The 25,681-nt window shown below is 40.3% G+C and carries 26 protein-coding genes; 20 read left to right on the top strand and 6 right to left on the bottom strand.

Annotated elements, in window-relative coordinates; all coding sequences use genetic code 11:
- Positions 1-808: 808 nt before the first annotated feature.
- On the bottom strand, positions 809-1,762 hold the full coding sequence (locus HMPREF3112_RS03045; protein ID WP_070437972.1) for a hypothetical protein: 954 nt from the start codon (positions 1,760-1,762) through the stop codon (positions 809-811).
- Positions 1,763-1,965: 203 nt separating this feature from the next.
- Between HMPREF3112_RS03045 and rpsF the strand changes: the two genes are divergently transcribed.
- Genes rpsF through rpsR form a run of 3 tightly spaced genes read left to right on the top strand, consistent with a single transcriptional unit; the run spans position 1,966 to position 3,067 of the window.
- Entirely contained in the window at positions 1,966-2,256 is a 291-nt protein-coding gene (gene rpsF, locus HMPREF3112_RS03040) for a 30S ribosomal protein S6 (protein ID WP_003093185.1), read from the top strand.
- Positions 2,257-2,267: 11 nt separating this feature from the next.
- The gene (locus tag HMPREF3112_RS03035) at positions 2,268-2,786 is read left to right on the top strand and encodes a single-stranded DNA-binding protein (protein ID WP_002891844.1); all 519 of its coding nucleotides are present in this window, start codon (positions 2,268-2,270) and stop codon (positions 2,784-2,786) included.
- A 41-nt stretch (positions 2,787-2,827) separates the two neighbouring features.
- Positions 2,828-3,067: a 30S ribosomal protein S18 gene (gene rpsR / locus HMPREF3112_RS03030; protein ID WP_000068665.1), complete on the top strand. Its 240-nt coding sequence runs from the start codon at positions 2,828-2,830 to the stop codon at positions 3,065-3,067.
- 123 nt (positions 3,068-3,190) lie between these two features.
- Here rpsR and HMPREF3112_RS03025 read toward each other — a convergent pair whose 3' ends face one another.
- From HMPREF3112_RS03025 to HMPREF3112_RS03015, 3 genes are all read right to left on the bottom strand, one after another.
- Positions 3,191-4,072: a DUF4300 family protein gene (locus tag HMPREF3112_RS03025; RefSeq protein ID WP_002891843.1), complete on the bottom strand. Its 882-nt coding sequence runs from the start codon at positions 4,070-4,072 to the stop codon at positions 3,191-3,193.
- A 116-nt stretch (positions 4,073-4,188) separates the two neighbouring features.
- Positions 4,189-4,860: a DUF1129 domain-containing protein gene (locus tag HMPREF3112_RS03020; RefSeq protein WP_002891841.1), complete on the bottom strand. Its 672-nt coding sequence runs from the start codon at positions 4,858-4,860 to the stop codon at positions 4,189-4,191.
- A 68-nt stretch (positions 4,861-4,928) separates the two neighbouring features.
- Positions 4,929-5,873 carry a magnesium transporter CorA family protein gene (locus HMPREF3112_RS03015; protein WP_004183470.1) on the bottom strand — a complete coding sequence of 315 codons (945 nt, stop codon included), beginning with the start codon at positions 5,871-5,873 and terminating at the stop codon, positions 4,929-4,931.
- A 294-nt stretch (positions 5,874-6,167) separates the two neighbouring features.
- On the opposite strand from HMPREF3112_RS03015, the gene uvrA reads away from it, so the two are divergent.
- The 12 genes from uvrA to nusB all read left to right on the top strand — a co-directional run bounded on the left by uvrA (position 6,168) and on the right by nusB (position 15,912).
- The gene (gene uvrA / locus HMPREF3112_RS03010) at positions 6,168-8,993 is read left to right on the top strand and encodes an excinuclease ABC subunit UvrA (RefSeq protein WP_070437970.1); all 2,826 of its coding nucleotides are present in this window, start codon (positions 6,168-6,170) and stop codon (positions 8,991-8,993) included.
- A gap of 95 nt (positions 8,994-9,088) precedes the next feature.
- Positions 9,089-9,331 (top strand): DUF3923 family protein, encoded by a 243-nt coding sequence (locus HMPREF3112_RS03005; protein WP_002891836.1) that lies wholly within the window; start codon positions 9,089-9,091, stop codon positions 9,329-9,331.
- Positions 9,332-9,505: 174 nt separating this feature from the next.
- Positions 9,506-9,655, top strand: a complete 150-nt coding sequence (locus HMPREF3112_RS11400) for a hypothetical protein (protein ID WP_171968040.1) — start codon at positions 9,506-9,508, stop codon at positions 9,653-9,655.
- Between the two features lie 36 nt (positions 9,656-9,691).
- Positions 9,692-9,892, top strand: a complete 201-nt coding sequence (locus tag HMPREF3112_RS03000) for a hypothetical protein (RefSeq protein WP_037602602.1) — start codon at positions 9,692-9,694, stop codon at positions 9,890-9,892.
- A gap of 266 nt (positions 9,893-10,158) precedes the next feature.
- Positions 10,159-11,019: a thioredoxin family protein gene (locus tag HMPREF3112_RS02995; protein WP_070437967.1), complete on the top strand. Its 861-nt coding sequence runs from the start codon at positions 10,159-10,161 to the stop codon at positions 11,017-11,019.
- A gap of 128 nt (positions 11,020-11,147) precedes the next feature.
- On the top strand, positions 11,148-11,969 hold the full coding sequence (locus HMPREF3112_RS11395; RefSeq protein ID WP_037599087.1) for an ABC transporter ATP-binding protein: 822 nt from the start codon (positions 11,148-11,150) through the stop codon (positions 11,967-11,969).
- Positions 11,959-12,681, top strand: coding sequence for a hypothetical protein (locus HMPREF3112_RS02985; protein WP_247924742.1), 723 nt, complete (start codon positions 11,959-11,961; stop codon positions 12,679-12,681). The genes HMPREF3112_RS11395 and HMPREF3112_RS02985 overlap by 11 nt, the downstream gene beginning before the upstream one ends.
- Positions 12,682-12,813: 132 nt before the next feature.
- Positions 12,814-13,875 carry a M24 family metallopeptidase gene (locus HMPREF3112_RS02980; protein WP_070437964.1) on the top strand — a complete coding sequence of 354 codons (1,062 nt, stop codon included), beginning with the start codon at positions 12,814-12,816 and terminating at the stop codon, positions 13,873-13,875.
- A gap of 18 nt (positions 13,876-13,893) precedes the next feature.
- Positions 13,894-14,349, top strand: a complete 456-nt coding sequence (locus HMPREF3112_RS02975) for a deoxycytidylate deaminase (RefSeq protein ID WP_002884736.1) — start codon at positions 13,894-13,896, stop codon at positions 14,347-14,349.
- Positions 14,350-14,464: 115 nt separating this feature from the next.
- Positions 14,465-15,025 carry an elongation factor P gene (gene efp / locus HMPREF3112_RS02970; protein ID WP_002891830.1) on the top strand — a complete coding sequence of 187 codons (561 nt, stop codon included), beginning with the start codon at positions 14,465-14,467 and terminating at the stop codon, positions 15,023-15,025.
- Between the two features lie 70 nt (positions 15,026-15,095).
- Positions 15,096-15,485 carry an Asp23/Gls24 family envelope stress response protein gene (locus HMPREF3112_RS02965; RefSeq protein ID WP_070437961.1) on the top strand — a complete coding sequence of 130 codons (390 nt, stop codon included), beginning with the start codon at positions 15,096-15,098 and terminating at the stop codon, positions 15,483-15,485.
- Positions 15,478-15,912, top strand: coding sequence for a transcription antitermination factor NusB (nusB, locus tag HMPREF3112_RS02960; RefSeq protein WP_002884506.1), 435 nt, complete (start codon positions 15,478-15,480; stop codon positions 15,910-15,912). Before HMPREF3112_RS02965 ends, nusB begins: the two co-directional genes overlap by 8 nt.
- A gap of 90 nt (positions 15,913-16,002) precedes the next feature.
- Here the strand turns inward: nusB and HMPREF3112_RS02955 are convergent, their stop codons facing one another.
- Both HMPREF3112_RS02955 and HMPREF3112_RS02950 read right to left on the bottom strand, forming a co-directional pair.
- Entirely contained in the window at positions 16,003-16,968 is a 966-nt protein-coding gene (locus HMPREF3112_RS02955; RefSeq protein WP_070437958.1) for a LacI family DNA-binding transcriptional regulator, read from the bottom strand.
- An 8-nt stretch (positions 16,969-16,976) separates the two neighbouring features.
- Positions 16,977-18,419 carry a sucrose-6-phosphate hydrolase gene (locus tag HMPREF3112_RS02950; RefSeq protein ID WP_070437955.1) on the bottom strand — a complete coding sequence of 481 codons (1,443 nt, stop codon included), beginning with the start codon at positions 18,417-18,419 and terminating at the stop codon, positions 16,977-16,979.
- 188 nt (positions 18,420-18,607) lie between these two features.
- Here HMPREF3112_RS02950 and HMPREF3112_RS02945 point away from each other — a divergent pair, with 188 nt between their 5' ends.
- The 5 genes from HMPREF3112_RS02945 (at position 18,608) to secA (ending at position 25,675) form a co-directional block, all read left to right on the top strand.
- Positions 18,608-20,509: a sucrose-specific PTS transporter subunit IIBC gene (locus HMPREF3112_RS02945; RefSeq protein ID WP_002884626.1), complete on the top strand. Its 1,902-nt coding sequence runs from the start codon at positions 18,608-18,610 to the stop codon at positions 20,507-20,509.
- 180 nt (positions 20,510-20,689) lie between these two features.
- Positions 20,690-21,583, top strand: coding sequence for a fructokinase ScrK (gene scrK / locus HMPREF3112_RS02940; RefSeq protein WP_070437952.1), 894 nt, complete (start codon positions 20,690-20,692; stop codon positions 21,581-21,583).
- 65 nt (positions 21,584-21,648) lie between these two features.
- Complete coding sequence (gene manA / locus HMPREF3112_RS02935; RefSeq protein ID WP_070437949.1) at positions 21,649-22,596, top strand: mannose-6-phosphate isomerase, class I; 948 nt, start codon at positions 21,649-21,651, stop codon at positions 22,594-22,596.
- Between the two features lie 2 nt (positions 22,597-22,598).
- Positions 22,599-22,943 (top strand): hypothetical protein, encoded by a 345-nt coding sequence (locus HMPREF3112_RS02930; RefSeq protein WP_241672425.1) that lies wholly within the window; start codon positions 22,599-22,601, stop codon positions 22,941-22,943.
- A 182-nt stretch (positions 22,944-23,125) separates the two neighbouring features.
- The gene (gene secA / locus HMPREF3112_RS02925; RefSeq protein ID WP_004183450.1) at positions 23,126-25,675 is read left to right on the top strand and encodes a preprotein translocase subunit SecA; all 2,550 of its coding nucleotides are present in this window, start codon (positions 23,126-23,128) and stop codon (positions 25,673-25,675) included.
- Positions 25,676-25,681: the final 6 nt, after the last annotated feature.

The following is a 25,681-nucleotide window of genomic DNA, read 5'->3' as shown; positions in this document are numbered from 1 at the left end:
TGAGAAATGTTAGTAGGTATAAAAATGGAGACACATAGGTTGTTGCGTAAAATAGCCTAAGGAGTGATACCCATGCCATACGAAACGTAAATCCTATATTCTTAAGATGAACGAGGTGAGTTCATGAAAAATATGAGTAGGTATAAAAACGGCGATTAATAATGTTGCATAAAATAGCTACAAGGGAGTGATACCACCAGAAATCGAAAGCTAAACTCAAGATTAACGTCAAAAAGTGAGGTAAAGCTCATGAGAAATGTTAGTAGGTATAAAAATGGAGACACTTAAGTTGCTGCGTAAAATAGCTTAAGGAGTGATACCAATGCCAAATGAGTAATCTATCGACAAAAGTTAAATGCTTAAATCTTGTAACAAAGTACCGAGGTGACGCTTATGTTGATGTTTGATGTAAGTCGTTATAAGAACGGCGACAAGTAAACCTCATTGAGTGGTCAATGGGGAGATAGGTCTCAAATCATAAGAATCGGAGGCGATTACTATGATGATGAATTTAGGACGTTATAAAAATGGAGACACTTCAAGTTATTGCATAAAATAGCTTAGGGAGTGATACCGATGTAATAGAAAATTTACAATGCTTGAAAGTTGTTTGTAAGTTGATGGAGGTAATCTATGATTGCTAGGTATAAAAATGGTGACACACAATGACTCCTCCTTATGAAAATATTTTTTACGAAATTCCAAAAGGATGTTCTAATGACAATTGAAGAATCTTAAAAGCTCATTCTAGCGTGTAAGAATGAGCTTTTTGATATGTTGAATATTAGTGGATTTTAGTGAGAGACTCTTAGTCCTTTTTGTTCAACCGAACCTTCCGTAGGAGAGCAAGCCTTTTTTGTTCTTTTACTAGAGTCGTAAAGATTTGGTATTGATTTTTAAGATGCGGTAGGAAACTCTTAGGAATTTTACTATCGAAGTTTAGGTTGTTCAGAAATATGGGGGCACTACTGTCTCTATAGATTTGTCCTTGGAAGAAGTAGTTGTCGGTCACGATATCAACTGAGATACGTGATGAGCGCCATCGACGTTTGCGCATGTACTTGGGTTTCCAACGAATCTTAAGTTGCTGGTCCTTGATATACCACCCCATGATGTCTATTTTGGCGGTCTGTTTCGTTTTGTCATCAAAGTAGGTTACTGGTACGCTTAAAACCTGCTGGCTTCTTGGTGAGGTTAAGAAGGGGTGAAAATCAGGAATGAAGTCGTAGTCCTTGCTAGACACTTCCGCTAGACCGTCTTCTTCTCGTATTTTGCCACGACTGACGTACTTGAAGAAGTCAAAACTCTCACCTTGTCTTTCTAGTCGTTCAGCCTCTAATTGATATCTTGTCACCTGATCACCGGTATTTTTAGTCGTCTTGAGGTAACGTATGATTTCTGCATCCTTGTAGTAAAGAGCAACGAGATTTTTTAGACGTTGACTAGGGTTCAGAGAGTGTAACTTGTCTGGAAAGGACAAGATTTGTATGCTTTGGACAGCGGCTAAAGGAACAGCAGCGATACCAGATAAGAGCTTGTCTAGTTCAAAGAGGGAGACGGTATCAAAATGACTGGTATGACCAAGCTGATGTGTTATGTCAACAACAAAGAGGTTATTGTCCTGTTTGAAAGTGATAATGTAGACGTCACTCGGACCTAAGTTTTTTAAATCATATTCTAGTGAAGTAATAGGAATATTATAGTAGTGGTTAAAGGTTGGAAGCCCTAGTTTTTCTCCTAATTTCTTTTTATGATAAAGCATTCTCTTATTTTAGCATGAAGTTTGGCCGGAGAAAAGACGACTCATAAGGCTTAATTTTTTTCTTAGCGATTCAAATTTCTATCTATTCACTTTTCCCTTGCATTATCCTTCAAACTTTGGTAGAATTATATCTTGTGAGTGCACCTCACTTACTCGTGGCGAAAGACCATGAGTCATTAGACCAAAAGAGGAGGAAAATATCAATGGCTAAATACGAAATTCTTTATATCATTCGTCCAAACATTGAAGAAGAAGCTAAAAACGCTTTGGTAGCACGTTTCGATTCTATCTTGACTGACAACGGTGCAACTGTTGTTGAATCAAAAGATTGGGAAAAACGTCGTCTTGCATACGAAATCCAAGATTTCCGTGAAGGACTTTACCACGTTGTTAACGTTGAAGCAAACGACGATGCAGCTCTTAACGAGTTCGACCGTCTTTCAAAAATCAACGGTGACATTCTTCGTCACATGATCGTTAAACTTGACGCGTAAGAAGGTAAATTATGATTAATAATGTCGTACTCGTTGGTCGCATGACCCGTGATGCGGAACTTCGTTATACACCAAGCAACGTTGCTGTTGCAACATTTAGCCTTGCGGTTAACCGTAACTTCAAGGGTGCTAATGGTGAACGTGAAACAGACTTTATTAACTGTGTTATCTGGCGCCAGCAAGCTGAAAATTTGGCTAACTGGGCTAAGAAAGGCGCATTGATTGGAATTACAGGTCGTATTCAGACTCGTAACTATGAAAATCAACAAGGTCAACGTGTTTACGTAACTGAAGTTGTCGCTGATAATTTCCAAATGTTGGAAAGCCGTGCGGCACGTGAAGGTCACAGTGGTGGTTCTTACAACGCTGGAGGATTTGATAATTCAAATTCATTCGGTGGTGGAGCTTCAACTGGTGGTTCATTTGGTGGATCACAACCTGCACAATCTACACCAAACTTCGGTCGTGATGAGAGTCCATTTGGTAATTCAAATCCAATGGATATTTCAGATGACGATCTCCCATTCTAAGAATGGACAAAACGAATTAAATATATAAAGGAGAAATAAACATGGCTCAACAACGTCGTGGCGGATTCAAACGCCGTAAAAAAGTTGATTACATCGCAGCTAACAAAATCGAATATGTTGATTACAAAGATACTGAGCTTCTTAGCCGTTTCGTTTCAGAACGTGGTAAAATTCTTCCACGTCGTGTAACAGGAACTTCAGCTAAAAACCAACGTAAAGTAACAACAGCGATTAAACGCGCTCGCGTTATGGCACTTATGCCTTACGTAAACGAAGACTAAAAATAATGCCCTCGACTGAGGGTATTTTTTTCTGCCTTGATTTTGTAGTTTTTTGTTATTTTTAGGCTTGTGTGCTGAGTTTTATTTTATACTTTAGAGAAAAAGAAAAACCAACTGGTCTTCTCATTTATCTTGAGGAGCTAGCTGGTTGTTTTGTGGTATATAGAGTGTGTTTTCTAAGAAATCATCAAATTTTTGGTCGTTAACGAGGATATCGATATTGTCTTTGAAGACCTTGAAGCGGTTGGATAACCAGTGTGTTTTGATGTCTGCCCAATTGTTGAAGCGACTCCACCTGTAAGGAAGTGTAGGGTCCTGTTTTTCAAAGACATAGATACTGCCGTCTTTTTCATAAGCTATAGCCGTGTGGAAATTGCTGACATCACCAGGGCTATTTTGAAAGACCGATAGGAGTTTAACCTTCTCTGGAAACTTGAGTCCAGCTTTTTTCCAAGCTTTAAGGAGATCGTCTGTAGTCTGATAGCTGATATTATCACCAAAAAGGAGACTGTAGAGAGCTTGATCCTTGGCAGTTAACTCTTTGTGGTGTGACTTAAGATCTATAAATTCGTTTTGAAGGGGGAGGTCTAATTTGATAAGGTCCTCTGAGCTTGTAATAAGGTTATGAAGGAGCAGGAATGATGTTCGTCGGCAGTTTAAGTCATCAGTAAAGTGTGATTTGTTATCTTCAAAAGTTTTTTCATTAAGGAAGGTGACGAATTGGTTTTGGTCCTTGCCGATTTTACTTTTGGTCCATTTTTTGACAACTGGCTGAAGGTTTGTATTTTCCTGATTGTAACGAGTAATATAAGGGGCTAGATTGTCCCAGTCTTTGGTCGGTATGCCTTTGCTTTTTAAGGCTTTGGCTAGCTGTTTTTCCTGAGTGGGAGTCGTCACGTTGTTGAAACTATAGTAAGCTTGATAGTTTTTCTGAGTATTCTTGTGGCTGCATGCCATAAGTAATAGGCAGCAAGCAATGATTAGTAGAGGGAATTTGATACGCATCTATTGGAATTCTTTCTTTTGTCTATTAACTTTAACATTTTAGTATAGAATAGCCAACTGTGTCAAGATTTCTGACGTAAAAAAGCACCCATAAGGGTGCTTGAGGTTGAGATTGATTAAGATGCAGGTGCGTAAGTACTTTGAACGTTGTAGTGACGTTTGAAGAAGTATTTGGCAACACCAGCGATGACACCAATGATAAGGATCACAATTGGTGAAAGACCAGGGTTGAGGTAGCTTGGAAGAAGGGCTGTAAGACTAAAGAGGGCAAACCATGCAATAAAAGAGAGAGTGATGATGGTCATGCTGAACCACCATTTTGGACGTTCTTCCTTTGGTTTGTTATTGTGACGGTAGATGTAGTGGTAAGGGGTATACATAGCAAGACCGCCAATGAATGACACTGAAAGCAGGGTTGTGAGGCCGTAGCTGGTTTGTGTACCTGAGAAACCAAAGATTGCGTTCATGATAGCAACGATGGCTAGAAGGAAGAGTGAGGTATCAAGCCACATCTTCCAAGGTGTTTTATCTGTTTCAGGCACTTCTTTGCTAGGCTTACCAGTTTCAGGTTTTTGGTGTTTTTCAGGAGAGAAACTAGCTGCCCAAACAGTTGGAGCACCAAGGAGTCCACGTCCTGTGATTCCTTTTTTCTGGTTTTCGATAAGTTCAGGAATAATATCGCCAAGGATATCTTTGATTTCTTGGTCTGACTTACCATCTTTGATGAGTTGGTTGGTTGCGATGTGGATAAATTCTTGGTTTTTCTTGGTGAGTTTTTGGATGTCCATGAGATGACCTTTCGATAAATAGTATTATTTTTTAGTTTTGTAGTTTAGGGAAAAGAAGAGGCTCTATGTTAGAACCATTTTTTCCTGATAAAGTAGATAACAACGCAGGATGACCCGAAGGCTGCGATGAAAAAGATAACCCAAAAAGCATTATCTAAATCGTTTAGAGGCATAGAATTATTTTTAAAGTTCATGCCGTAGGCGGAGAAGATAACGGTTGGGATGTCCAGAGCCATAGTCATGAGAGCGAGTGTCTTCATGATAGTGTTCTGGTTATTGCCGATGATAGAAGCAGCGGTTTCAGCCATGGCATTCAAGACATTTTCATAGATGCCTGCCATCTCAATGGCCTGTTGGGTTTCGACCAGTGTATCTTCCAAGAGATCCTCGTCCTCGATATATTTCTTCAAGCTAGAGGCGTTACCTGTTAGCTTTTTGACAATTCGCTCATTCATCTTAAGTGAGGCTTTTAGATAGACAATGGATTTTTCCAATTCCATCATGTCAATCAAGTGCTCGTTTTTAGTCGCATTTTCCAACTGAGCTTCCAATTTATCGCTCTGACGGTCGATAGAACGTAGGGCGGTTAGGAAGAGTTGAGCATTGCGATAGAGAATCTGAAAGACAAAACGGGTCTTCATAAAGGTGTAGAAGTTACGTACACGGTGGTTGAGGAAGTTGTCCATGAGGCTGATGTCCTCGAGACAGGTTGTAACAACCACCTCATCGGTAACGATGATACCCAATGGAATAGTGACGTAGTAGCTTTTGTTATTACGCTCTTCTTGGGTTGGGACGTCGACCAGAATCAGGGTGTAGTCATCTTCGACATCGATACGTGATGTTTCTTCCACGTCCAGAGGGGCACGGAGGTCTTGAATATCAATGTTAAAACGTTCTGCGACCTTCATGGCTTCTTCTTGGGAAGGGTTCACCAAATGAATCCAAGCACCAGGCTCGAATGTTTCAATTTCTTTGAATTCTTTTCCGGTGGATAAGAACATTTGTTTCAATGGGAACCCCTCCTTTGTCATTAGGTAAGCGCTAGCGCCTTGATTACAAAAGGATTTTTACAATCGCTTTTAAGTAAAATAAACACTGCTCTTAGCTTTTTTTAGTGATGTCAAATGAGGCTTGGGACGATGTTCCTTGCCTTTTTTAGACACTCCAATATTATACTACATTTGAAACATTTTTGGGCTGGATAAATTGAAATTTTGTTATAATATGAGAGAAAGTCGGGATGGATTTTCCCTCCGTCTGTAGAAAGGAGTGGCCGTAGCTTCTGGGTTAGGGCCTCTTAAAATATGCAAGATAAGTTAGTGATTCATGGAGCAAGAGCTCACAATTTAAAAAATATCGATGTGGAGATTCCACGTGATAAACTGGTAGTGGTTACGGGTTTGTCAGGTTCTGGGAAGTCATCCTTGGCTTTTGATACCATTTATGCAGAGGGTCAGCGACGCTATGTTGAAAGTCTCTCAGCCTATGCCCGCCAATTTTTGGGAAATATGGAGAAACCTGATGTGGACTCGATTGATGGTTTGAGTCCTGCCATCTCCATTGACCAGAAAACAACAAGTAAAAACCCTCGTTCGACGGTCGGAACGGCAACGGAGATTAATGACTATCTCCGTCTCCTTTATGCACGTGTGGGTGTCCCCTATTGTCCCAATGGTCATGGAGCCATTCAGTCGTCCTCTGTGGAACAGATTGTGGACGAGGTCCTAGCTCTTCCTGAGCGTACGCGTATGCAGATTTTAGCACCGATTGTTCGTCGTAGGAAAGGGCAACACAAGGCCGTTTTTGAGCGTGTACAGAAAGACGGTTATGTTCGTGTTCGTGTAGATGGTGAGATTTTCGATGTCACAGAAGTGCCAGAGTTGTCCAAGTCTAAGATGCATAATATCGAAGTGGTTGTGGACCGCTTGGTGAATAAGGAGGGTATCCGTAGTCGTCTCTTTGATTCGGTGGAGGCGGCCCTTCGTTTAGCAGATGGCTACTTGATTGTGGATACTATGGATGATAATGAGTTGCTTTACTCAGAGCATTATTCTTGTCCAGTTTGTGGCTTCACAGTACCAGAGTTGGAGCCGCGTCTCTTTTCATTCAATGCACCGTTTGGCTCTTGTCCGACCTGTGACGGTTTGGGTAATAAACTGGAAGTTGATATGGATTTGGTTATCCCTGATGCTAGTAAAACCTTGCGTGAAGGCGCTCTGGCGCCTTGGAATCCTATATCATCCAACTATTATCCAGCTATGCTTGAGCAGGCCATGGAGCAGTTCGGCGTGGATATGGATACACCATTTGAAAATCTGAAAAAAGAAGAACAGGATTTGATCCTCTATGGATCTGGGGACCGCGAATTTCACTTCCATTATGTTAATGATTTTGGTGGGGTGCGTGATATTGACATTCCTTTTGAAGGGGTTGTGACTAATATTAATCGTCGCTACCACGAGACCAATAGTGATTTCACTCGTAATGTCATGCGAGGTTATATGAATGAGTTGTCATGTCCAACTTGTCATGGCTATCGTCTTAACGAAGCAGCTCTCTCGGTTCGTGTTGGTGGTGAGAATGGCCTAAATATTGGTCAAATCTCTGATTTGTCTATTTCAGATCATCTTCAGGAAATTGATAGTCTGGAATTAGGTGAAAATGAAGGAATGATTGCCCGTCCAATTATCAAGGAAATCAAGGATCGCTTGACTTTCCTAAATAATGTAGGTCTTAATTATTTGACCCTCTCTCGTATGGCTGGAACCCTTTCAGGTGGTGAGAGTCAGCGTATCCGTTTGGCGACACAGATTGGCTCTAACCTTTCTGGAGTCTTATATGTTTTGGATGAGCCCTCTATAGGGCTTCATCAGCGTGACAATGATCGCTTGATATCAAGTCTTAAAAAGATGCGTGACCTGGGCAACACCTTAATTGTGGTGGAGCATGATGAAGATACCATGCGTGAGGCTGACTGGCTTATCGATGTGGGACCTGGTGCTGGTGCTTTTGGTGGTCAAATCATGGCCTCAGGAACCCCAGAGGAAGTTGCCAAGATCAAGAATTCAATCACCGGGCAATATCTGTCAGGTGCAAAATCAATTCCTGTTTCTCTGGAACGTCGTGTAGGTAATGGTCGTTTTATCGAGGTTAAAGGTGCTAGTGAAAATAACCTTAAGAATGTATCTGTCAAGTTTCCACTTGGAAAGTTGATTGCAGTCACTGGTGTTTCTGGTTCGGGAAAATCGACTTTGGTTAACGGAATTCTCAAGAAAAAGATTGCCCAAGAGCTTAATCGAAATAGTGAGAAACCTGGTAAACACAAATCAGTGACAGGAATCGAGCATATCGAGCGTTTGATTGATATTGACCAAAGTCCAATTGGTCGTACACCCCGTTCTAATCCAGCGACTTACACAGGTGTCTTTGACGATATTCGTGATCTGTTTGCCCAAACTAATGAGGCCAGGATTCGAGGTTACAAGAAGGGGCGTTTCTCTTTCAATGTCAAGGGTGGCCGTTGTGAAGCCTGCTCTGGTGACGGTATTATCAAGATTGAGATGCATTTCTTGCCTGATGTTTATGTCCCTTGTGAGGTTTGTCATGGCACACGCTATAATTCTGAGACTTTAGAGGTTCGCTATAAGGGCAAGAATATTGCTGAAATTTTGGATATGACAGTTGATGACGCAGTTGACTTTTTTGCGGCTATTCCTAAGATTGCTCGTAAGGTTCAGACTATCAAGGACGTGGGGCTCGGGTATGTGACTTTGGGACAACCAGCAACAACCCTATCAGGTGGTGAGGCTCAACGTATGAAACTGGCTAGTGAGTTGCACAAACGCTCCACTGGGAAGTCCTTCTACATTCTCGATGAACCTACAACTGGTCTCCATACAGATGACATTGCTCGTCTCTTGAAGGTGCTTCAGCGTTTTGCGGATGATGGCAACACTGTTCTCGTGATTGAGCACAATCTAGATGTTATCAAGACCGCAGACCACATCATTGATTTGGGTCCTGAAGGCGGTGTCGGCGGAGGTACCATCGTAGCTACAGGGACTCCAGAGGAAGTAGCAGCTGTTCCAGAAAGCTACACAGGACAATATTTGAAAGAAAAATTGACATAAAGGAAAAAGGGCTCTCTGAGTCTTTTTTTGCTTTAGGCTGGTTTAAGTTGAGTTTGCTATTCTATGGTTAAGAAAAAAGATACAGGAGTCAGACTATGGTTAAAAAGCGTTTTTTTATAGGATTTAATGGTATTCTTCTAGCCTTATTTCTAGATATTTGTCTTTTAATTAGCATTCGTACAGTGGATCATCACGGCCATTTTCAATCAGCAACAGATAAATGGGAAACTTTGCTTTATATTTTAGGGCTCTATTTTAGTTTTCTTCTCTTTGAAGTTATTTTTTATCTTATTCTGAAACACCGTAGAAGTAAACAAGTTTTAGAACAGGTCTTATAAAGGCCTGTCTTTTTGTTTTCAGTGATAGTGACATTTATGTCACTATTTTTTTGAAATGGGAGAACTTATAATGACATTATACCTAGAGTCACTAGGTCTCCAGGATGATTAGATTTTTACATAGTCCAAGTGGTCATTGCTGTATTTATTTTTGAAAAGAAAGGAGAAATAAGAATGCGAACTAAGGCGTATGGTGAAGAGCTCAATGCTGACACCTTAGAAAATGTTACAGGGGGTGGTTTTGTATCTAAACCTCAAACCTTACCTGAACGATTGGGTTGGAACAAATGGTGGTTGAAAAGAAGACCTCCTTATGGCGATTAGAAGTTACCATGAGCACCAGATATGGGAAAGAGGAGTATGGATAAACAGAAGAATAATCTTATTAGAAGTTTAAGCATTGTTATCGTGATTGTCTGGCTATTTATTGTGATCATAAATGCTACACTAAGTTTCACCGAAGGTGTTGCCTTTATTGACCATTGTCTCGTTTGGTCAACTTTTTCACTAGCTTTTTCTTTGTTTGCGCTTAGAGTAGCGAGTAAGGATAAGGAGAAATGATTTTTCTGCTGATTATTATAGTCTTAGGTTGAGTTTATTTGCTTAGCCTTTTCTTTTTATCTTTATTCCTATGGGATAGTGACATCTATGTCACTATTTTTTATTTCGTTAAGCTCTTATAATGAAGACATAGCTTGGACTTAGTGGCTAAAATATTAATATAAATAGAAAAAGGAGAGGAACATGGTAATTAGTGTCATGGTACCATTGCTTTTGTTAATTGGTAAAAAGTAAGATGTAACACAGTAAACAAATAAGGAGAATACATGAAGAAAATACAATTTATTTTGATGGCGAGTTTTGTTTTAGGTACTTGCCAGTTGGCGGTGCTTAGTGGAGCAGCGGATGAGTTAGATGTTAAGGAATCTACAGTCGAATTATCCAATAATTCTGTTGAGAATGGTGAAGTAGAGAATGTGGAAGTTTCTTCTGAAACAGCTTCTCAACAGGTAGCTGAGAAAGTTGAATCTATTAGTGAGACAAAGGAAAATTCGCTTCCTCAATCATTACAGACAGGAGTGGTTGAGACAGAAGTAAGGTCCGAAGAGATCTCGGTTGAAACTTATGAAAAGAATCTTGAAAACCTGAAGCCAGTCTCTTATAGTGATGTCACAAATATGTTGACTGAAGATGGCGGGGACCATATCCTTTATGTTGGCCGGCCAACCTGCTACTATTGTCGTCAAAATTCTCCGGTTTTGAAGGATTTCAATACCCTGATTGATGGTCAGCTTCTTTATTACAATACAGATTCAGATCAGTTGGACCGTGAGTCTCGTAAAATACTATTTGATAAGTTAGGAATTCCAGGGACTCCAAGTGTCATTCGTCTCAAAAATGGTCAATTGGTTTCTGGCTATCTTGGCAGTGCTCCAGATGCCCGAGCTATTTATCAGGCTGTTTTCAAGGAAGAAACTGAGAAAACAGAGGCACCAGAGGGAACAGAAGTAGTAGAGAAGGTGGAAAATCCCTTACCTGAGTCCCCTTCTGAAGATACTATCAAGGATAGTGATAAGGATGTAATTAATCATACTGAAGGGTCTGTTACTAGCCTAATGTCTCAAATTAAGCAAGTTTTTAGGAATCTAACAGATCTGCTTATAAGTCTTTTAGGGAAATTTATCTAACAGACTATTTTCTAAGTTGGAGAATAAAAGAATTTATCAAATATGATTTCATCTGACTTGGTCTAAGGTCATTTCTTCGTGTATCATAAGCGATTGGGCTAGTTATTTAAACAAAGAAAGGTAAATACATGACAGTACTAGCGGTGAAAGGCTTAACCTATAGTTTTGGAAAGCAAACCGTTTTGGATAATATCTCGTTCACGTTAGAGAAGGGGGATATTGCTGGTTTGATTGGTAATAATGGTGCAGGGAAGACGACCCTGATGAAACTAGTCTCAGGTATCTTGGCAGGACCCAAGGATATTATTGACTTAAAAACAAAAACTGTAGGAGCCTTGATTGAAGCTCCAGCTCTATATCCTAACATGACTGTTGAAGCTAACCTTAAATTCTATTGTAAATTGTACAGTAAGGATTACGCGTTAATTGATCGTTATAAGGACGAGTTGGAGGTGGCAGCCTATCTTAAACGCAAGGCTTCCAAATTGTCTTTGGGAATGAAGCAACGTGTGGGTTTATTTATCGCCTTAATTGCTTCAGATGAACTCATCCTTCTTGATGAGCCTACAAATGGTTTGGATCCTAATGGAATCAACAGTCTCCTCACATTAATTAAAAAGTTAGCTAAAAACCATGGTCTAACCTTTATTATCTCAAGTCATATCCTGTCTAATCTTGAACAGGTTTGTACGAAAAACTATTTGTTGAAGAATCATAAGCTAATTTACTTAGATGATAGTGATAATGTCAAATATAAGATTTATACTGAGGATTTAAGTTTGAAGTCATTAATGACCCTACTCAAATTAAATGGTATACCTTTTGAACGACAAAAGCATGACATCTTAGTCAAAGGGTTGGCAGCTGTTAAGCAGGTTATGGATCGGGAGGGGATTCCTTTTACTTATGAAAAAGAAGGATTAAGTGAGGTGCTATTCAATGAAAAGTAAATTGAGAACGGTATTTTTAAAGCAGGAATGTGTGACAAGGAGTGTCTTTATTTGTCTTGGATTGGTAGCATTGATTGGTGCAATTGTAATCTTATGTGATGGCTATAAGGGAGCTTACCTTGGGCCATCAGCGATTATTGCCAGTTATTCCTTTATCGTGGATATCGTCTTTGCTTATCTAGCAGTATCTAGTCTTGGACGAGAATTTCAGAATCGAACAATTAATATGATTCGGGTATCTTCCTTATCTGGATGTGAGGTCATTCTTCGAAAACTCTTAAGTTTCCTTGTGTTGTCTATAGTCGCCGCGACTATTTTGGTTTTAGAGTTAGCTTTTTATAAGTATTCTGTGCAACATGTCGATTTTCCTTTGTGGGATTATATCAGAAACATCTATATTGATTTTCTACTCTATGGAGCCTTTATTTATATGATTTCCTCTTTGCTTGTCTTGTTTGTGAAGAATACCTTAACGGCCTTTGTAACGGCTTATTTTGGAGTAACAGGAATGACTTTCTTTACACTCTATTTGGCTAGTTTAGGGGATACCATGACTAAGCTGATGACTTATGTGCCATTTAGTTTTATGCGAGCAGTCTTTACTAGTGGTCAAGAGTTCTTTAATCTTCGCGAAGCCTTTGTTTTGTTTGTTTGGACTTTGGTTTTGCTCCTTTTTATGCCAACTATCTACGAAAAGCGAGCCTTTGTGTAATGCTAATAAAGTCAGAGTTTGATCTGGCTTTTTCTTTATGACCTCAAAAAAACAATCTAAAATGTCAATTTAATCCTTTAAAATCTGAAAATTTGGTATAATTAACCTAAAATACCAAAGGAGTAATTCATAATGCAACGTAGACTTGAACGATTTGATGCCAAACTTGCCCAATCAGGCCTTGATGCCTTGTTGGTGACAGGACAAAACAATATTTATTATTTGACAGATTTCTGGGGGACAAATGCGACTGTCTTCATCACTAAGAGTCGTCGCCTCTTCTTAACCGATTCACGTTATACCCTCATTGCCAAACAATCCGTGCATGGCTTTGATATTATCGAAAGTAAGGACCCACTTAAGGATATTGTTAAAATTATCGAGGCTGATAAACTGGAAACAATCGGATTTGATAATCAGGTATCATTTGCTTACTATCAAGGTCTTCAAGCGATTTTTGAAGGCTACACTTTATCACCACAAAGCAACTTCATGGAAGAGTTGCGTATGATCAAGGACGAAAAAGAATTGGCAACTATCCGTAAGGCTTGTTCTATCTCAGACCGTGCCTTTACAGATGTACTTGATTTTATTAAACCAGGTCAAACAACAGAGCTACAAGTGGCAAACTTCCTAGATTTCCGTATGCGTGAGTACGGAGCTTCAGGGGTTTCCTTTGAGTCTATCATTGCTTCAGGTTACCGTTCTGCTATGCCTCATGGGGTTGCTTCAGAAAAGGTTATCCAATCTGGTGAAACCTTAACGATGGACTTTGGTTGCTACTACAACCACTACGTTAGCGATATGACTCGTACTATCCATATTGGAGACACCACTGATGAGGAGCGTGAAATTTATGATATCGTTCTACGTTCTAACCAGGCCTTGATTGACGCAGCTAAGGCTGGTATGACACGTCGCGACTATGATAAGGTTGCGCGTGATGTTATTGTCGAAGCGGGGTACGGTGACTACTTTACACATGGTATTGGACATGGTATCGGTCTTGACATTCACGAGATTCCTTACTTTGGTAACTCTGATGAGACTATTGAAGCTGGTATGGTCTTGACGGACGAGCCAGGTGTTTATTTGGCTGATAAATACGGTGTTCGTATCGAAGATGACATCATTATCACAGAAAATGGTTGTGAATTGATTACCCTTGCGCCTAAGGAATTGATTGTTCTCTAAGATTTGGAGGAATACTTTATGCCAAACCGTTTATCTTGGCAAGATTATTTTATGGCTAATGCAGAGCTGATTTCTAAGCGTTCTACGTGTGACCGTGCCTTTGTTGGAGCTGTTTTAGTCAAGGACAAGCGTATTATCGCTACAGGTTATAACGGCGGAGTTTCTGAGACTGATAACTGTAACGAAGTAGGCCACTATATGGAAGATGGTCATTGTATTCGTACGGTACACGCAGAGATGAATGCCCTTATCCAATGTGCCAAAGAGGGGATTTCTACAAAAAATACAGAGATTTATGTGACTCATTTTCCTTGTATCAACTGCACCAAAGCTCTCTTGCAAGCTGGTATTGTTAAGATTACATACAAGGCCAATTATAGGCCCCATCCCTTTGCGATTGAATTGATGGAACAAAAAGGCGTTTCTTATTTGCAACATGATGTTCCAGAGGTTCACTTAGGAATGGATGACTAGTTTGTTCTTTGAAAAAAGCCTGAGGATTGGGCTTGAATCTATAAAACATTTGAGCCATGCTATCATTTATGGTAAAATAAACTGATAATAATTTTTTACAAAGAGGTATTTAATAATGATTGAAGCAAGTAAACTCCGTGCGGGTATGACTTTCGTAACTAACGATGGCAAATTGATCAAAGTTCTTGAAGCTAGCCACCACAAACCTGGTAAAGGTAACACAATCATGCGTATGAAATTGCGTGATGTTCGTTCAGGTTCAACTTTTGATACTAGCTATCGTCCAGAAGAAAAATTTGAACAAGCAATCATCGAAACAGTACCAGCACAATACTTGTACCAAATGGATGATACTGCATACTTCATGAACACTGAAACATATGACCAATATGAAATCCCAGTAGCCAACGTTCAAGAAGAATTGAAATTTATCCTTGAAAACTCAGACGTAAAAATCCAATTCTACGGAACAGAAGTTATTGGTGTTCAAGTTCCAACAACTGTTGAATTGACTGTTACTGAAACACAACCATCAATCAAAGGTGCAACAGTTACAGGTTCAGGTAAACCTGCAACACTTGAAACTGGTCTTGTGGTTAACGTTCCAGACTTTATCGAAGCTGGTCAAAAATTGGTTATCAACACAGCTGAAGGTACTTACGTATCACGTGCCTAAGCCCAACTAAGTCTTTCAAACCACTGGTTTGAAGGCTTTATTTTCCAAACTAACGGAAAGGAAACATGCGATGACTACAGAAAATATCGGTGAAATTGTAATTGCCCCTCGCGTGCTCGAAGTGATTACAGGTATCGCTGCAACTAAAGTGGAAGGTGTTTATGCCCTTCAAAATAAAAATGTTACGGATAGTCTCAGCAAAACAAGCTTGGGACGTGGTGTTTACCTCCGAACAGAAGAAGATGGTACTGTAAATGCTGATATCTACGTCTCACTTCAGTATGGGGTTAAGGTACCAGCGGTTTCAATCGAAATTCAAAAGGCTGTTAAAGCAGCTGTCTATGATATGGCAGAAGTGGCAATTTCAGAAGTCAATGTTCACGTTGAATCTATTGTTACTGAAAAGTCACAAAAACCAGACTTGGCTGAATTGTTTAACGAGGATTTTTTGAATGACTAATATCTTTAAAGATTCACGTCGTGACCTTCGTGAGCGTGCTTTTCAAACGCTTTTTGCCCTTGAATTTGGTGGAGAAGCTCTGGAACAAGCACATTTCGCTTACACTTATGACAAGCCAATTGACGAAGAAACTGAAGTTGATGTACCAGCCTTTCTCCTTAGCCTAGTAACAGGTGTCCGTGAAGAGTTGGCCCAACTTGATAGTCAAATTGAAGAAAAGTTGAAAGAGGGTTGGAGCCTCTCACGTTTGATTGTGACAGATCGTACTCTCCTTCGTTTGGGACTTTATGAAATCACGTCATTTGAAGAAACACCAGGACGTGTAGCTATTAACGAAATCATTGAAATCGCTAAAAAATATTCTGATGAAACATCTGCTAAGTTCATTAATGGTGTACTTAGTCAGTTTGTGACAGATGAAGCATAAGTAAAAGAAGTTGAGCGTTGTTTCAACTTCTTTTTTTCTACAAATGTAACAAGAAAAAAGTCGCAAGTGGAGATTTCTTGCGACTTTCATTTATATACTGCCACCAGCAATCAGACTCACTGGAAGTACATAATCACGATTAACTGTTTTGCCTTTAATTTTCTTGAGAAGAATTTCGACACAAAGCTTAGCAATTTCATCCAAAGGTTGTTGGATAGTTGCTAACTCTGGGTAGAAGTGACGGATAAAGGCGGTACCGTCATAACCGATGATTTTTAGGTCATCTGGGATAGAAAGTCCCAATTGTCTAGCTATCTTCATAACCAAGATAGCTGTTAAATCGTCCGAAACAAAGATGCCATCTGGTTTTTCACGAGAGATAATAGATTTGATTTCTAATTCTCGTCGCATGAGAGACAAATCGTTTGGAACAGGACAAATAATACCTTCCTTGTCCAATTCATAATTAAAACCTAGTTGACGAAGTCCTGTTGGAGAATCCGAATTATCATAGCCTGTAATCATGACAATGCGTTGACAGCCAGCCTTGACCATAGCTCTTGCGGCTAACTTGCCACCTTCAAAGTTGTCAGACGAAACAATAGGAATCTTTGGAGCGAGATTACGGTCGAAGGCAACGATGGGAGCTTCAACCTTCTCATAATCCTCAATACCAAGATTGTGACTAGACGAGATGATGCCGTCACATTGGTTGGCGGCAAGCATCTCCAAATAGTCTCTCTCCTTGTTAGGATCATGCTCACTATTACAAATAATGGTTTTATAGCCTTGCTTAAAGAGTTCATCCTCAAGACGTTCAATAAGTTCGGCATAAAATATATTGGAAATATTTGGGAAAATCAAGCCAACGAGTTTGGCCGACTTTCCTTGAAGACCTCGAGCTAAATTATTTGGTTTATAGTTGAGTTCTTGCATAGCAGCGTGAACTTTGTCAATGGTCTTCTGTGAGAGGTAGCCCTTTTTGTTTATGACGCGAGAAACTGTGGTTGGGCTCACACCAGCCAGTTCGGCAACGTCAGTAAGCTTTGCGACCATAAATCACCTTAGTATTTCAAGTCGAAGTAGTGTCCAGAAACGTTTCCTGACGTTACTTTGATACCAGTTTGTTCTGCACTTGGGAAAACACGACTAGTGAAGACTTTCTCACCTTTGTTGAAGTAAATTTCAACGATTGAGTTATCTACAAAGATGTTTGCTGTTGCAGCTTGACCGGCATCAAGTGTACATTCACGACTTGTTCCAAAGTCAGTAGCATATTGTTCACCAGCTTTAGAACGGTCAAGGATAACTTTTCCGTTCTCAGTATCAACAGTAAGTGACAAGCCCTTTCTTTCTTGGTCTGCGAAGAGGACAAGTTCTGTTTGAGTGTTAGCTTCAAAGTTAAGTTCAAGCTCGTAAGTGTTAGTTGTTGCCGTTTTTTCAGAGAAATCTTCTTGACTAGCACGTAAGCTTGTAATAGCTTCTACTGGGTATTGGTAGAGTTTACCATCTTTGATAGATAATTCTTTAACCAAGCTCATAGCACCTTGATAGTCGTATTTGTCAGTTGGATAGTCCACGTCTGGGAGACCAATCCAGCTAACAATAAGGGCACGACCATCAGGAGTGTTAAATCCTTGAGTAGCATAAGCTTCGAACCCGTAGTCCAAGTTAATAATTGGTGTGCCATCAACAAGGGCAGGTTTCTCAGGGTCGAAATCTTGGAAAATCTTATAAGTATTAGGGTAAATATTGCCATAGTCAAGTTCAGCTTTATCAAGACCTTGTGGGCTATAAAGAAGAACAGGTTTGGTATCTACAAAGACAAGGTTAGGACACTCAATCATGTATTCTGAGCCAGTGCCACCAAAGTCTAGGTCTCCAACTTCAACCCAGTTTTCGACATCATTATCAATAGCTTTGTAAAGTTTAATAAAACCTTGTTTATTGTGGTTTTGAGCACCTACGATAGCGTAGAATTGTCCCTTGTAATCGAAGATTTGAGGGTCACGGAAGTGCCCAGTAGCGTCAGCAGGTTGTTTGATAAGAACCTTGTCGAATTTTTCGATTTTGCCGTCTTTATCCATCCAAGCGCCGATTTGACGTGGGTCACGAATCCAGTTTTCATCACGAACGTTCCCAGTATAGAAGATAAAGAGTTTATCACCGATTTGATAAGCAGAACCTGAGTAGGCACCGTGGCTATCATTTTCATGGTCTGGCAAGAGTTTGACACCAGTTTCTGTAAAGTGAACCAAATCTTCAGTTTCAGTATGCACCCATTGTTTCAAACCATGAGCAGCTCCAAAGGGCCAACTTTGGTAGAAAAGTTGGAACTTACCATTAAAGTAAGAAAAACCGTTTGGATCATTAAGAAGCCCTGTTTCTGGTTCGATATGGTAACTTGCACGCCAAGGTGATTTAGCGACATTTTCTCTAATCTTTGTTTTTTCTTCGTCTGTCCAATCTGCGTATGGACGGTAACGAACTTCTGTTGGTAGATTCATATTTAGTAATCTCCTAATCTATTTGTTAATAATATAGTAAACGTTTTACCTATAAAAATCAACGATTTATAACAAAAAATAAAAAAATATGCTAAACGGTTGACATATGGCAGAAAGATGCTAAAATAGTTATCGTAAAGAAAAGCTAAACGCTTTCATACCAAATTTTATTAAGGAGAATTTTGCAAATGGATAACAAACAAATTGCAAAAGAAGTCATCGATGCCCTCGGTGGACGTGAAAACGTCAACAGTGTTGCTCACTGTGCGACTCGTCTACGTGTGATGGTCAAAGATGAAAACAAAATCAATAAAGAAAAGGCTGAGAACATTGAAAAAGTTCAAGGTGCTTTCTTTAACTCAGGTCAATACCAAATGATTTTTGGTACAGGTACTGTTAACAAGATTTACGACGAAGTCGTTGCTCAAGGTCTTCCAACAGCATCTAAAGACGAACAAAAAGCAGAAGCTGCTAAACAAGGTAACTGGTTCCAACGTGCTATCCGTTCATTCGGTGACGTTTTCGTTCCATTGCTTCCAGCAATCGTAGCGACTGGTCTTTTCATGGGTATCCGTGGAGCAATCAATAACGATACAGTTCTTGGTTTGTTCGGTACAACATCAAAAGCTTTTGCTGCTACTGATTTCTATACTTACACAGTTGTATTGACAGATACAGCCTTCGCCTTCTTCCCAGCCTTGATTTGTTGGTCAGCCTTTAACGTATTTGGTGGTTCACCACTTCTTGGTTTGGTTCTTGGTTTGATGATGGTTAACAACGCCCTTCCTAACGCTTGGGATGTTGCATCAGGTGCTGCTAAACCAATTTACTTCTTTGATTTTATTCCAGTAGTAGGTTACCAAAACTCAGTGCTTCCAGCCTTCTTCGTAGGTTTGCTTGGTGCTAAGTTCGAGCAATGGGTTCGTAAATGGGTTCCAGACGTTCTTGACCTTCTCTTGCGTCCACTTATCGTCTTCGCAGTAATGTCAGCTTTGGCCCTCTTTATCATTGGTCCTGTCTTCCATACTGTTGAAAGCTATGTTCTTGCTGCTACAGAATGGATTCTTAACTTGCCATTTGGTCTTGCTGGTCTTGTTCTTGGTGGAGTTCACCAAGTTATCGTCGTTACAGGGGTTCACCACGTCTTTAACTTGCTTGAAGCTAACCTCATTGCTAATACTGGTAAAGACCCACTTAACGCTATCATCACAGCTGCTATGACTGCCCAAGCTGGTGCGACACTTGCAGTGGGTGTTAAAACTAAAGATGCTAAATTGAAAGCACTTGCTTTCCCTGCAACTCTTTCAGCGGTACTTGGTATCACTGAACCAGCTATCTTCGGGGTTAACCTTCGTTTCGGTAAACCATTTATCATGGGTCTTATCGCTGGTGCTGCTGGTGGTTGGTTGGCCTCAATCCTTAACCTCGCTGGTACAGGATTTGGTGTAACAATCGTTCCTGGTACTCTTCTTTACCTTAACGGTCAAGTGCTTAAGTATGTGATCATGGTACTTGTAACACTTGCTCTTGGTTTTGCTCTTACTTGGATCTTCGGTTACAAAGAGGAAGAAGTTGAAGCTCAAAAAGAAGTTGTTGCTGAAGATATTGCATCTGCAGAATCAGCTCCAGTTGCATTGCAAGCCGAAACAATCGCTGCACCACTTAAAGGTGAAGTTGTAGCTTTGGAAAATGTTAATGACCCAGTCTTCTCATCAGGAGCTATGGGTAAAGGTGCCGCTATTAAACCTTCAGGAAACCAAGTAGTCGCACCATTTGATGGTGAAGTGCAAATCGCCTTCCCAACAGGTCACGCTTACGGTCTTAAATCTGATAAAGGTGCTGAAGTGCTTATCCACATCGGTATCGACACTGTCTCACTTGACGGTAAAGGATTTGATGCTAAAGTTCAAGCAAATCAACGTATTAAAAAAGGTGATGTCTTGGCTACCTTCGATAGCTCAGTAATCACTGAAGCAGGTCTTGACGATACAACTATGGTTATCGTTACAAACACTGCAGACTTCGAAGATGTTTCATCAGTAGCGACTGGTTCAGTTGCTGAAGGTGCAGACTTCATCGCAGTTAAATAATAAGCTAGAAAAGTCGAAGCCAATTCGGCTTTTTTAGTTAAATGGCTCATAAAGAAAAGTATGAAGCAGAGTAGTCTGTACCTCCTTAAACAAGGTCTCATTTAGATTGTCTTTTGCCTAGCTTTTATTTATAATAGTATAAATAGTTATTATTGATCATAAAAGGAGATAGCTTTACCTATGGCTAAACTTTACGGAAGCTTGGAAGCTGGTGGTACAAAATTTGTTTGTGCTGTTGGCGATGAGAAATTCCAAGTCGTTGAAAAAACTCAATTCCCAACAACTACACCTTACGAAACAATTGACCGTACTATTGAATTTTTCAAACGTTATGAAGATCAATTGGCTGGAATTGCAATTGGTTCATTTGGACCAATTGATGTTGATCCAAACTCTGAAACATATGGTTTTGTGACTTCAACACCAAAACCACATTGGTCAAATGTCGACCTTCTTGGTTTGATTGCTAAAGAGTTTAATGTTCCTTTCTACTTTACGACTGATGTTAACTCATCTGCTTATGGTGAGACACTTGTTCGTAAAGGTGTTAAGAGCCTTGTTTACTACACTATCGGAACAGGTATCGGAGCCGGTGCTATTCAAAATGGTGAATTCATTGGTGGTATGGGTCATACTGAAGCTGGTCACGTATATGTACCGCTTCATCCAAATGATGTTTCCAATGAATTTAACGGAACTTGTCCATTCCACCGTGGGTGTTTGGAAGGTTTGGCTGCTGGACCATCACTCGAAGCTCGAACAGGTATTCGTGGTGAATTGATTGATCAGCACTCTGACGTTTGGGACGTCCAAGCTTACTACATTGCTCAAGCTGCTGTCCAGGCAACTGTGCTCTACCGTCCAGAAGTTATCGTCTTTGGGGGTGGTGTTATGGGACAAGAACACATGCTTCGTCGTGTCCGTGAAAAATTCACAGCTCTTTTGAATGGTTACCTTCCAGTACCAGACGTGACTGAGTATATTGTGACACCTGCTGTTTCAGGTAATGGCTCTGCGACACTTGGTAACTTTGCACTTGCCAAAGATGTAGCTGACAAACACTCACGCAAATAAGCAAAATATGTAAAATCGCTTTAAGACATGATCTTAAGGCGTTTTGCTCTATACAGGAGGATGTAATGGAACCTTTATTTTTAGATTCGCCAATGCATGAAAAAATCTGGGGAGGTAATCGACTTAAGACAGAGTTTGGTTACGATATTCCCAGTGAACACACTGGTGAATACTGGGCAATTTCTGCCCATCCTAATGGTGTATCCTATGTCAAAAACGGGAAGTATGCTGGTTTTCATCTGGCAGAACTTTACAAGGATAAACCAGAACTTTTTGGAAATCCCAAGACTAGTGTTTTTCCTTTGTTGACAAAGATTTTGGACGCTAATGACTGGCTCTCAGTACAAGTACACCCTGATGATGCTTATGGACTAGAGCATGAAGGTGAGCTAGGAAAGACAGAATGTTGGTATATTATTGATGCTGAAGAGGGTGCAGAGATTATTTATGGTCACAAGGCTAAGACCAAGGAAGAATTGGCGTCCTTAATTGAAGCAGGTGATTGGGACGGACTTTTGTCGAAAACTCCTGTTAAAAAAGGTGACTTTTTCTTTGTACCAAGTGGTACCATGCATGCTATTGGTCCAGGTATCCTGATCTTAGAGACTCAACAATCTAGCGACACCACTTACCGTGTCTATGATTTTGATCGTAGGGATGATCAGGGCAATAAACGTGAGCTTCATATTCAACAGTCTCTTGATGTCTTGAATTTAGGGGACCCAGAAAATAGTGTCCCAGTAACTGTTAAGACCTTGCAATTAGAGTCGACTTGTTTGACATCAAACTCCTTCTTCACCGTATATAAATGGAAACTCAGTGGCTTGGTTGACTTCAAGCAATCAGCTCCTTATTTGCTTTGTTCAGTACTTTCTGGCAATGGGACTATGACTATCGATTCACGCATTTATTGTCTAAAAAAAGGTGATCACTTCATTCTTCCAAATGATGTGACAGATTGGGAAATTGATGGACAATTGGAGATGATTGTCAGTCACCCTAACGAGGCTTAAGTATGAGTAATGAAAAAGTTTTAGCTGCACTATTTGAGCGTATTGAAATCGGCAAATCCTATTATTTTGAGGGAGCTTACTATCGTCTGAAAGATTATGGAGATCACATTTATGGCTTACAACGGGCCATTCCGGGTATGTGCGGTGAAAAAACGGCCTCCCCTAGCATCAAATTTTACTGGAAAAATGGTGTCTTGGACTATCAATTCTACGTTGATTTTGAAGCTAGCCCTATGATAATGAAGGCCTATAGTAGCACCGACCATGTCTTCTTTGAGCAGGCTTTTGAAAATCTCTTGCATGATTTTGAGGATATCCTAGAGAGCCAAGAGAACTCTAAGAAGTAGTTTTAAAGCATTATTGTCGATATTTTCAGTGAATCTAATAAAAAAGTTTTCGTTTATTTGCAAATCCATTGTGAAAGCCCTTAAACTAGGGCTTTTTTCTTTGTCAATCCTTGAGTGATTTCTTGTTTAAAGGGGGCTTTTGTGGTAAAATATGGAGATAAAGACTGTCGAAAGGAAAAAAGATGGCAAATATATTACGCAAAATCATTGAAAATGATAAAGGCGAAATTAAGAAACTAGAAAAAACTGCCAAGAAAGTCGAGAGCTATGCTGATGCAATGGCGGCTCTTTCAGATGAAGAACTTCAGGCAAAAACAGAAGAATTTAAAAAACGATATCAAAACGGAGAAAGCCTAGACCAACTCTTGCCAGAGGCATTTGCAGTTGTTCGTGAAGGGGCAAAACGTGTTCTTGGACTTTTCCCATATCGTGTGCAAATCATGGGTGGTATTGTTCTTCACCATGGTGACGTCCCAGAGATGCGTACAGGGGAAGGGAAAACCCTGACTGCGACAATGCCTGTTTACCTAAATGCTATTTCAGGTGAAGGTGTGCACGTTATCACCGTTAACGAATACCTTTCAGAGCGTGATGCAACTGAAATGGGTGAGCTTTATAGTTGGCTTGGTTTGTCAGTAGGGATTAACCTTTCAGCCAAATCACCAGCTGAAAAACGTGAAGCTTATAACTGTGATATCACTTACTCAACCAACTCAGAGGTAGGTTTCGACTATCTTCGTGATAACATGGTTGTTCGTAAGGAAAACATGGTACAACGTCCATTGAACTATGCCTTGGTCGATGAGGTTGACTCAGTTCTTATCGACGAAGCTCGTACACCATTGATTGTATCAGGTCCTGTAAGTTCAGAAACTAATCAGTTATATCACCGTGCGGATGCCTTTGTTAAGACCTTGACAGAGGATGATTATGCCATTGATATTCCAACGAAAACGATTGGTTTGAATGACTCAGGTATTGACAAGGCTGAAGAATTCTTCAACTTGGACAACTTATACGATATTGACAATGTTGCCTTGACTCACTATATTGACAACGCCCTTCGTGCCAACTACATCATGTTGCATGATATTGACTATGTGGTCAGTCCTGAGCAAGAAATTCTTATCGTTGACCAATTTACAGGTCGTACCATGGAAGGTCGTCGTTTCTCAGATGGACTCCACCAAGCCATTGAGGCAAAAGAAGGTGTACCAGTTCAAGAAGAAACGAAGACATCTGCCTCAATCACTTACCAAAATATGTTCCGTATGTACAAGAAATTGTCAGGGATGACTGGTACTGGTAAAACTGAGGAAGATGAATTCCGTGAAATTTACAACATGCGAATCATTCCGATTCCAACTAACCGTCCAATTCAACGTATTGACCACGATGACCTTCTTTACCCTACCTTGGATGCTAAATTCCGCGCTGTGGTACAAGATGTTAAACGTCGTTATGAAAAGGGACAGCCAGTCCTTGTTGGTACGGTTGCCGTTGAAACATCTGACTTGATTTCTAAGATGTTGGTTGAAGCAGGTATTCCTCATGAAGTGCTTAATGCCAAGAACCACGAAAAAGAAGCGCATATTATCATGAATGCGGGTCAACGTGGTGCCGTTACGATTGCGACCAACATGGCCGGTCGTGGTACCGACATCAAACTTGGTGAAGGTGTTCTTGACCTTGGTGGACTCTGTGTCATTGGTACAGAGCGTCACGAAAGCCGTCGTATCGATAACCAGTTGCGTGGTCGTGCGGGACGTCAAGGGGACCCAGGGGAATCTCAATTCTACCTTTCACTTGAAGACGAATTGATGCGTCGTTTCGGTTCTGATCGTATCAAACAAGTCTTGGAACGTTTGAATGCTGATGATGAAGATATTGTTATCAAATCACGTATGTTGACACGCCAAGTGGAAGCGGCTCAAAAACGTGTCGAAGGAAATAACTACGATACTCGTAAACAAGTCCTTCAGTACGATGACGTTATGCGTGAACAACGTGAAATCATCTACGCTGAGCGTTATGATGTTATCACAGCGGAACGTGACCTTGAACCTGAGATTAAGGCTATGATTACGCGTACGATTAACCGTACAGTAGATGGTCACAGCCGCAATGATCAAGAGGAAGCTCTTAAAGGTATTTTGAACTTTGCTCGTCAGGCTTTGGTTCCTGAGAATGCCATCTCACTTGAAGATTTACAAGAAGTGGGAGAGGTAACGAAACGTAGTGTTAATTATGACGCTATTAAAGTTTACTTGAATGAGTTAGCAGATGATGTTTATGATCGTCAAATCAAGAAATTGCGTTCAGAGGAAGCTATCCGTGAATTCCAAAAAGTCTTGATTTTGATGGTTGTTGATAACAAGTGGACGGACCACATCGATGCCCTAGATCAATTACGTAATGCCGTTGGTTTGCGTGGTTATGCACAAAACAACCCAATCGTTGAGTATCAATCTGAAGGGTTCAAGATGTTCCAAGATATGATTGGGGCAATTGAATATGATGTGACACGTACAATGATGAAAGCACAAATTCATGAACAATCTCGTGAAAATGTGAATGAACGTGTTTCGACAACAGCAACAGGCAATATTCAGGCCCACCAAGCAGATGCTAATGGTCAAGAAATTGACTTTAGTAAGGTTGGTCGTAATGACTTCTGTCCATGTGGCTCTGGTAAGAAATTTAAAAATTGTCACGGTCGTAAACAATTTTAGGAAAAA

The sequence above is a fragment of the Streptococcus sp. HMSC10E12 genome (genome assembly GCF_001807855.1).
In the GTDB taxonomy this organism is placed as follows: domain Bacteria; phylum Bacillota; class Bacilli; order Lactobacillales; family Streptococcaceae; genus Streptococcus; species Streptococcus salivarius.
Note: the sequence above shows the minus strand (reverse complement) of the source record. Positions and strands in the feature narration are given on the sequence as shown.

Coding starts and splice junctions, on each gene's coding strand:
- HMPREF3112_RS02965 (WP_070437961.1), top strand. CDS start 15,096: ATGACTACAGAAAATATCGGTGAAATTGTAATTGCCCCTCGCGTGCTC.
- HMPREF3112_RS02955 (WP_070437958.1), bottom strand. CDS start 16,968: ATGGTCGCAAAGCTTACTGACGTTGCCGAACTGGCTGGTGTGAGCCCA.
- rpsF (WP_003093185.1), top strand. CDS start 1,966: ATGGCTAAATACGAAATTCTTTATATCATTCGTCCAAACATTGAAGAA.
- HMPREF3112_RS02975 (WP_002884736.1), top strand. CDS start 13,894: ATGCCAAACCGTTTATCTTGGCAAGATTATTTTATGGCTAATGCAGAG.
- rpsR (WP_000068665.1), top strand. CDS start 2,828: ATGGCTCAACAACGTCGTGGCGGATTCAAACGCCGTAAAAAAGTTGAT.
- HMPREF3112_RS02930 (WP_241672425.1), top strand. CDS start 22,599: ATGAGTAATGAAAAAGTTTTAGCTGCACTATTTGAGCGTATTGAAATC.
- scrK (WP_070437952.1), top strand. CDS start 20,690: ATGGCTAAACTTTACGGAAGCTTGGAAGCTGGTGGTACAAAATTTGTT.
- HMPREF3112_RS11395 (WP_037599087.1), top strand. CDS start 11,148: ATGACAGTACTAGCGGTGAAAGGCTTAACCTATAGTTTTGGAAAGCAA.
- efp (WP_002891830.1), top strand. CDS start 14,465: ATGATTGAAGCAAGTAAACTCCGTGCGGGTATGACTTTCGTAACTAAC.
- secA (WP_004183450.1), top strand. CDS start 23,126: ATGGCAAATATATTACGCAAAATCATTGAAAATGATAAAGGCGAAATT.
- nusB (WP_002884506.1), top strand. CDS start 15,478: ATGACTAATATCTTTAAAGATTCACGTCGTGACCTTCGTGAGCGTGCT.
- HMPREF3112_RS03000 (WP_037602602.1), top strand. CDS start 9,692: ATGGATAAACAGAAGAATAATCTTATTAGAAGTTTAAGCATTGTTATC.
- HMPREF3112_RS03020 (WP_002891841.1), bottom strand. CDS start 4,860: ATGGACATCCAAAAACTCACCAAGAAAAACCAAGAATTTATCCACATC.
- HMPREF3112_RS03045 (WP_070437972.1), bottom strand. CDS start 1,762: ATGCTTTATCATAAAAAGAAATTAGGAGAAAAACTAGGGCTTCCAACC.
- HMPREF3112_RS02980 (WP_070437964.1), top strand. CDS start 12,814: ATGCAACGTAGACTTGAACGATTTGATGCCAAACTTGCCCAATCAGGC.
- HMPREF3112_RS02950 (WP_070437955.1), bottom strand. CDS start 18,419: ATGAATCTACCAACAGAAGTTCGTTACCGTCCATACGCAGATTGGACA.
- HMPREF3112_RS03035 (WP_002891844.1), top strand. CDS start 2,268: ATGATTAATAATGTCGTACTCGTTGGTCGCATGACCCGTGATGCGGAA.
- HMPREF3112_RS03005 (WP_002891836.1), top strand. CDS start 9,089: ATGGTTAAAAAGCGTTTTTTTATAGGATTTAATGGTATTCTTCTAGCC.
- HMPREF3112_RS11400 (WP_171968040.1), top strand. CDS start 9,506: ATGCGAACTAAGGCGTATGGTGAAGAGCTCAATGCTGACACCTTAGAA.
- uvrA (WP_070437970.1), top strand. CDS start 6,168: ATGCAAGATAAGTTAGTGATTCATGGAGCAAGAGCTCACAATTTAAAA.
- HMPREF3112_RS03025 (WP_002891843.1), bottom strand. CDS start 4,072: ATGCGTATCAAATTCCCTCTACTAATCATTGCTTGCTGCCTATTACTT.
- manA (WP_070437949.1), top strand. CDS start 21,649: ATGGAACCTTTATTTTTAGATTCGCCAATGCATGAAAAAATCTGGGGA.
- HMPREF3112_RS02995 (WP_070437967.1), top strand. CDS start 10,159: ATGAAGAAAATACAATTTATTTTGATGGCGAGTTTTGTTTTAGGTACT.
- HMPREF3112_RS02985 (WP_247924742.1), top strand. CDS start 11,959: ATGAAAAGTAAATTGAGAACGGTATTTTTAAAGCAGGAATGTGTGACA.
- HMPREF3112_RS02945 (WP_002884626.1), top strand. CDS start 18,608: ATGGATAACAAACAAATTGCAAAAGAAGTCATCGATGCCCTCGGTGGA.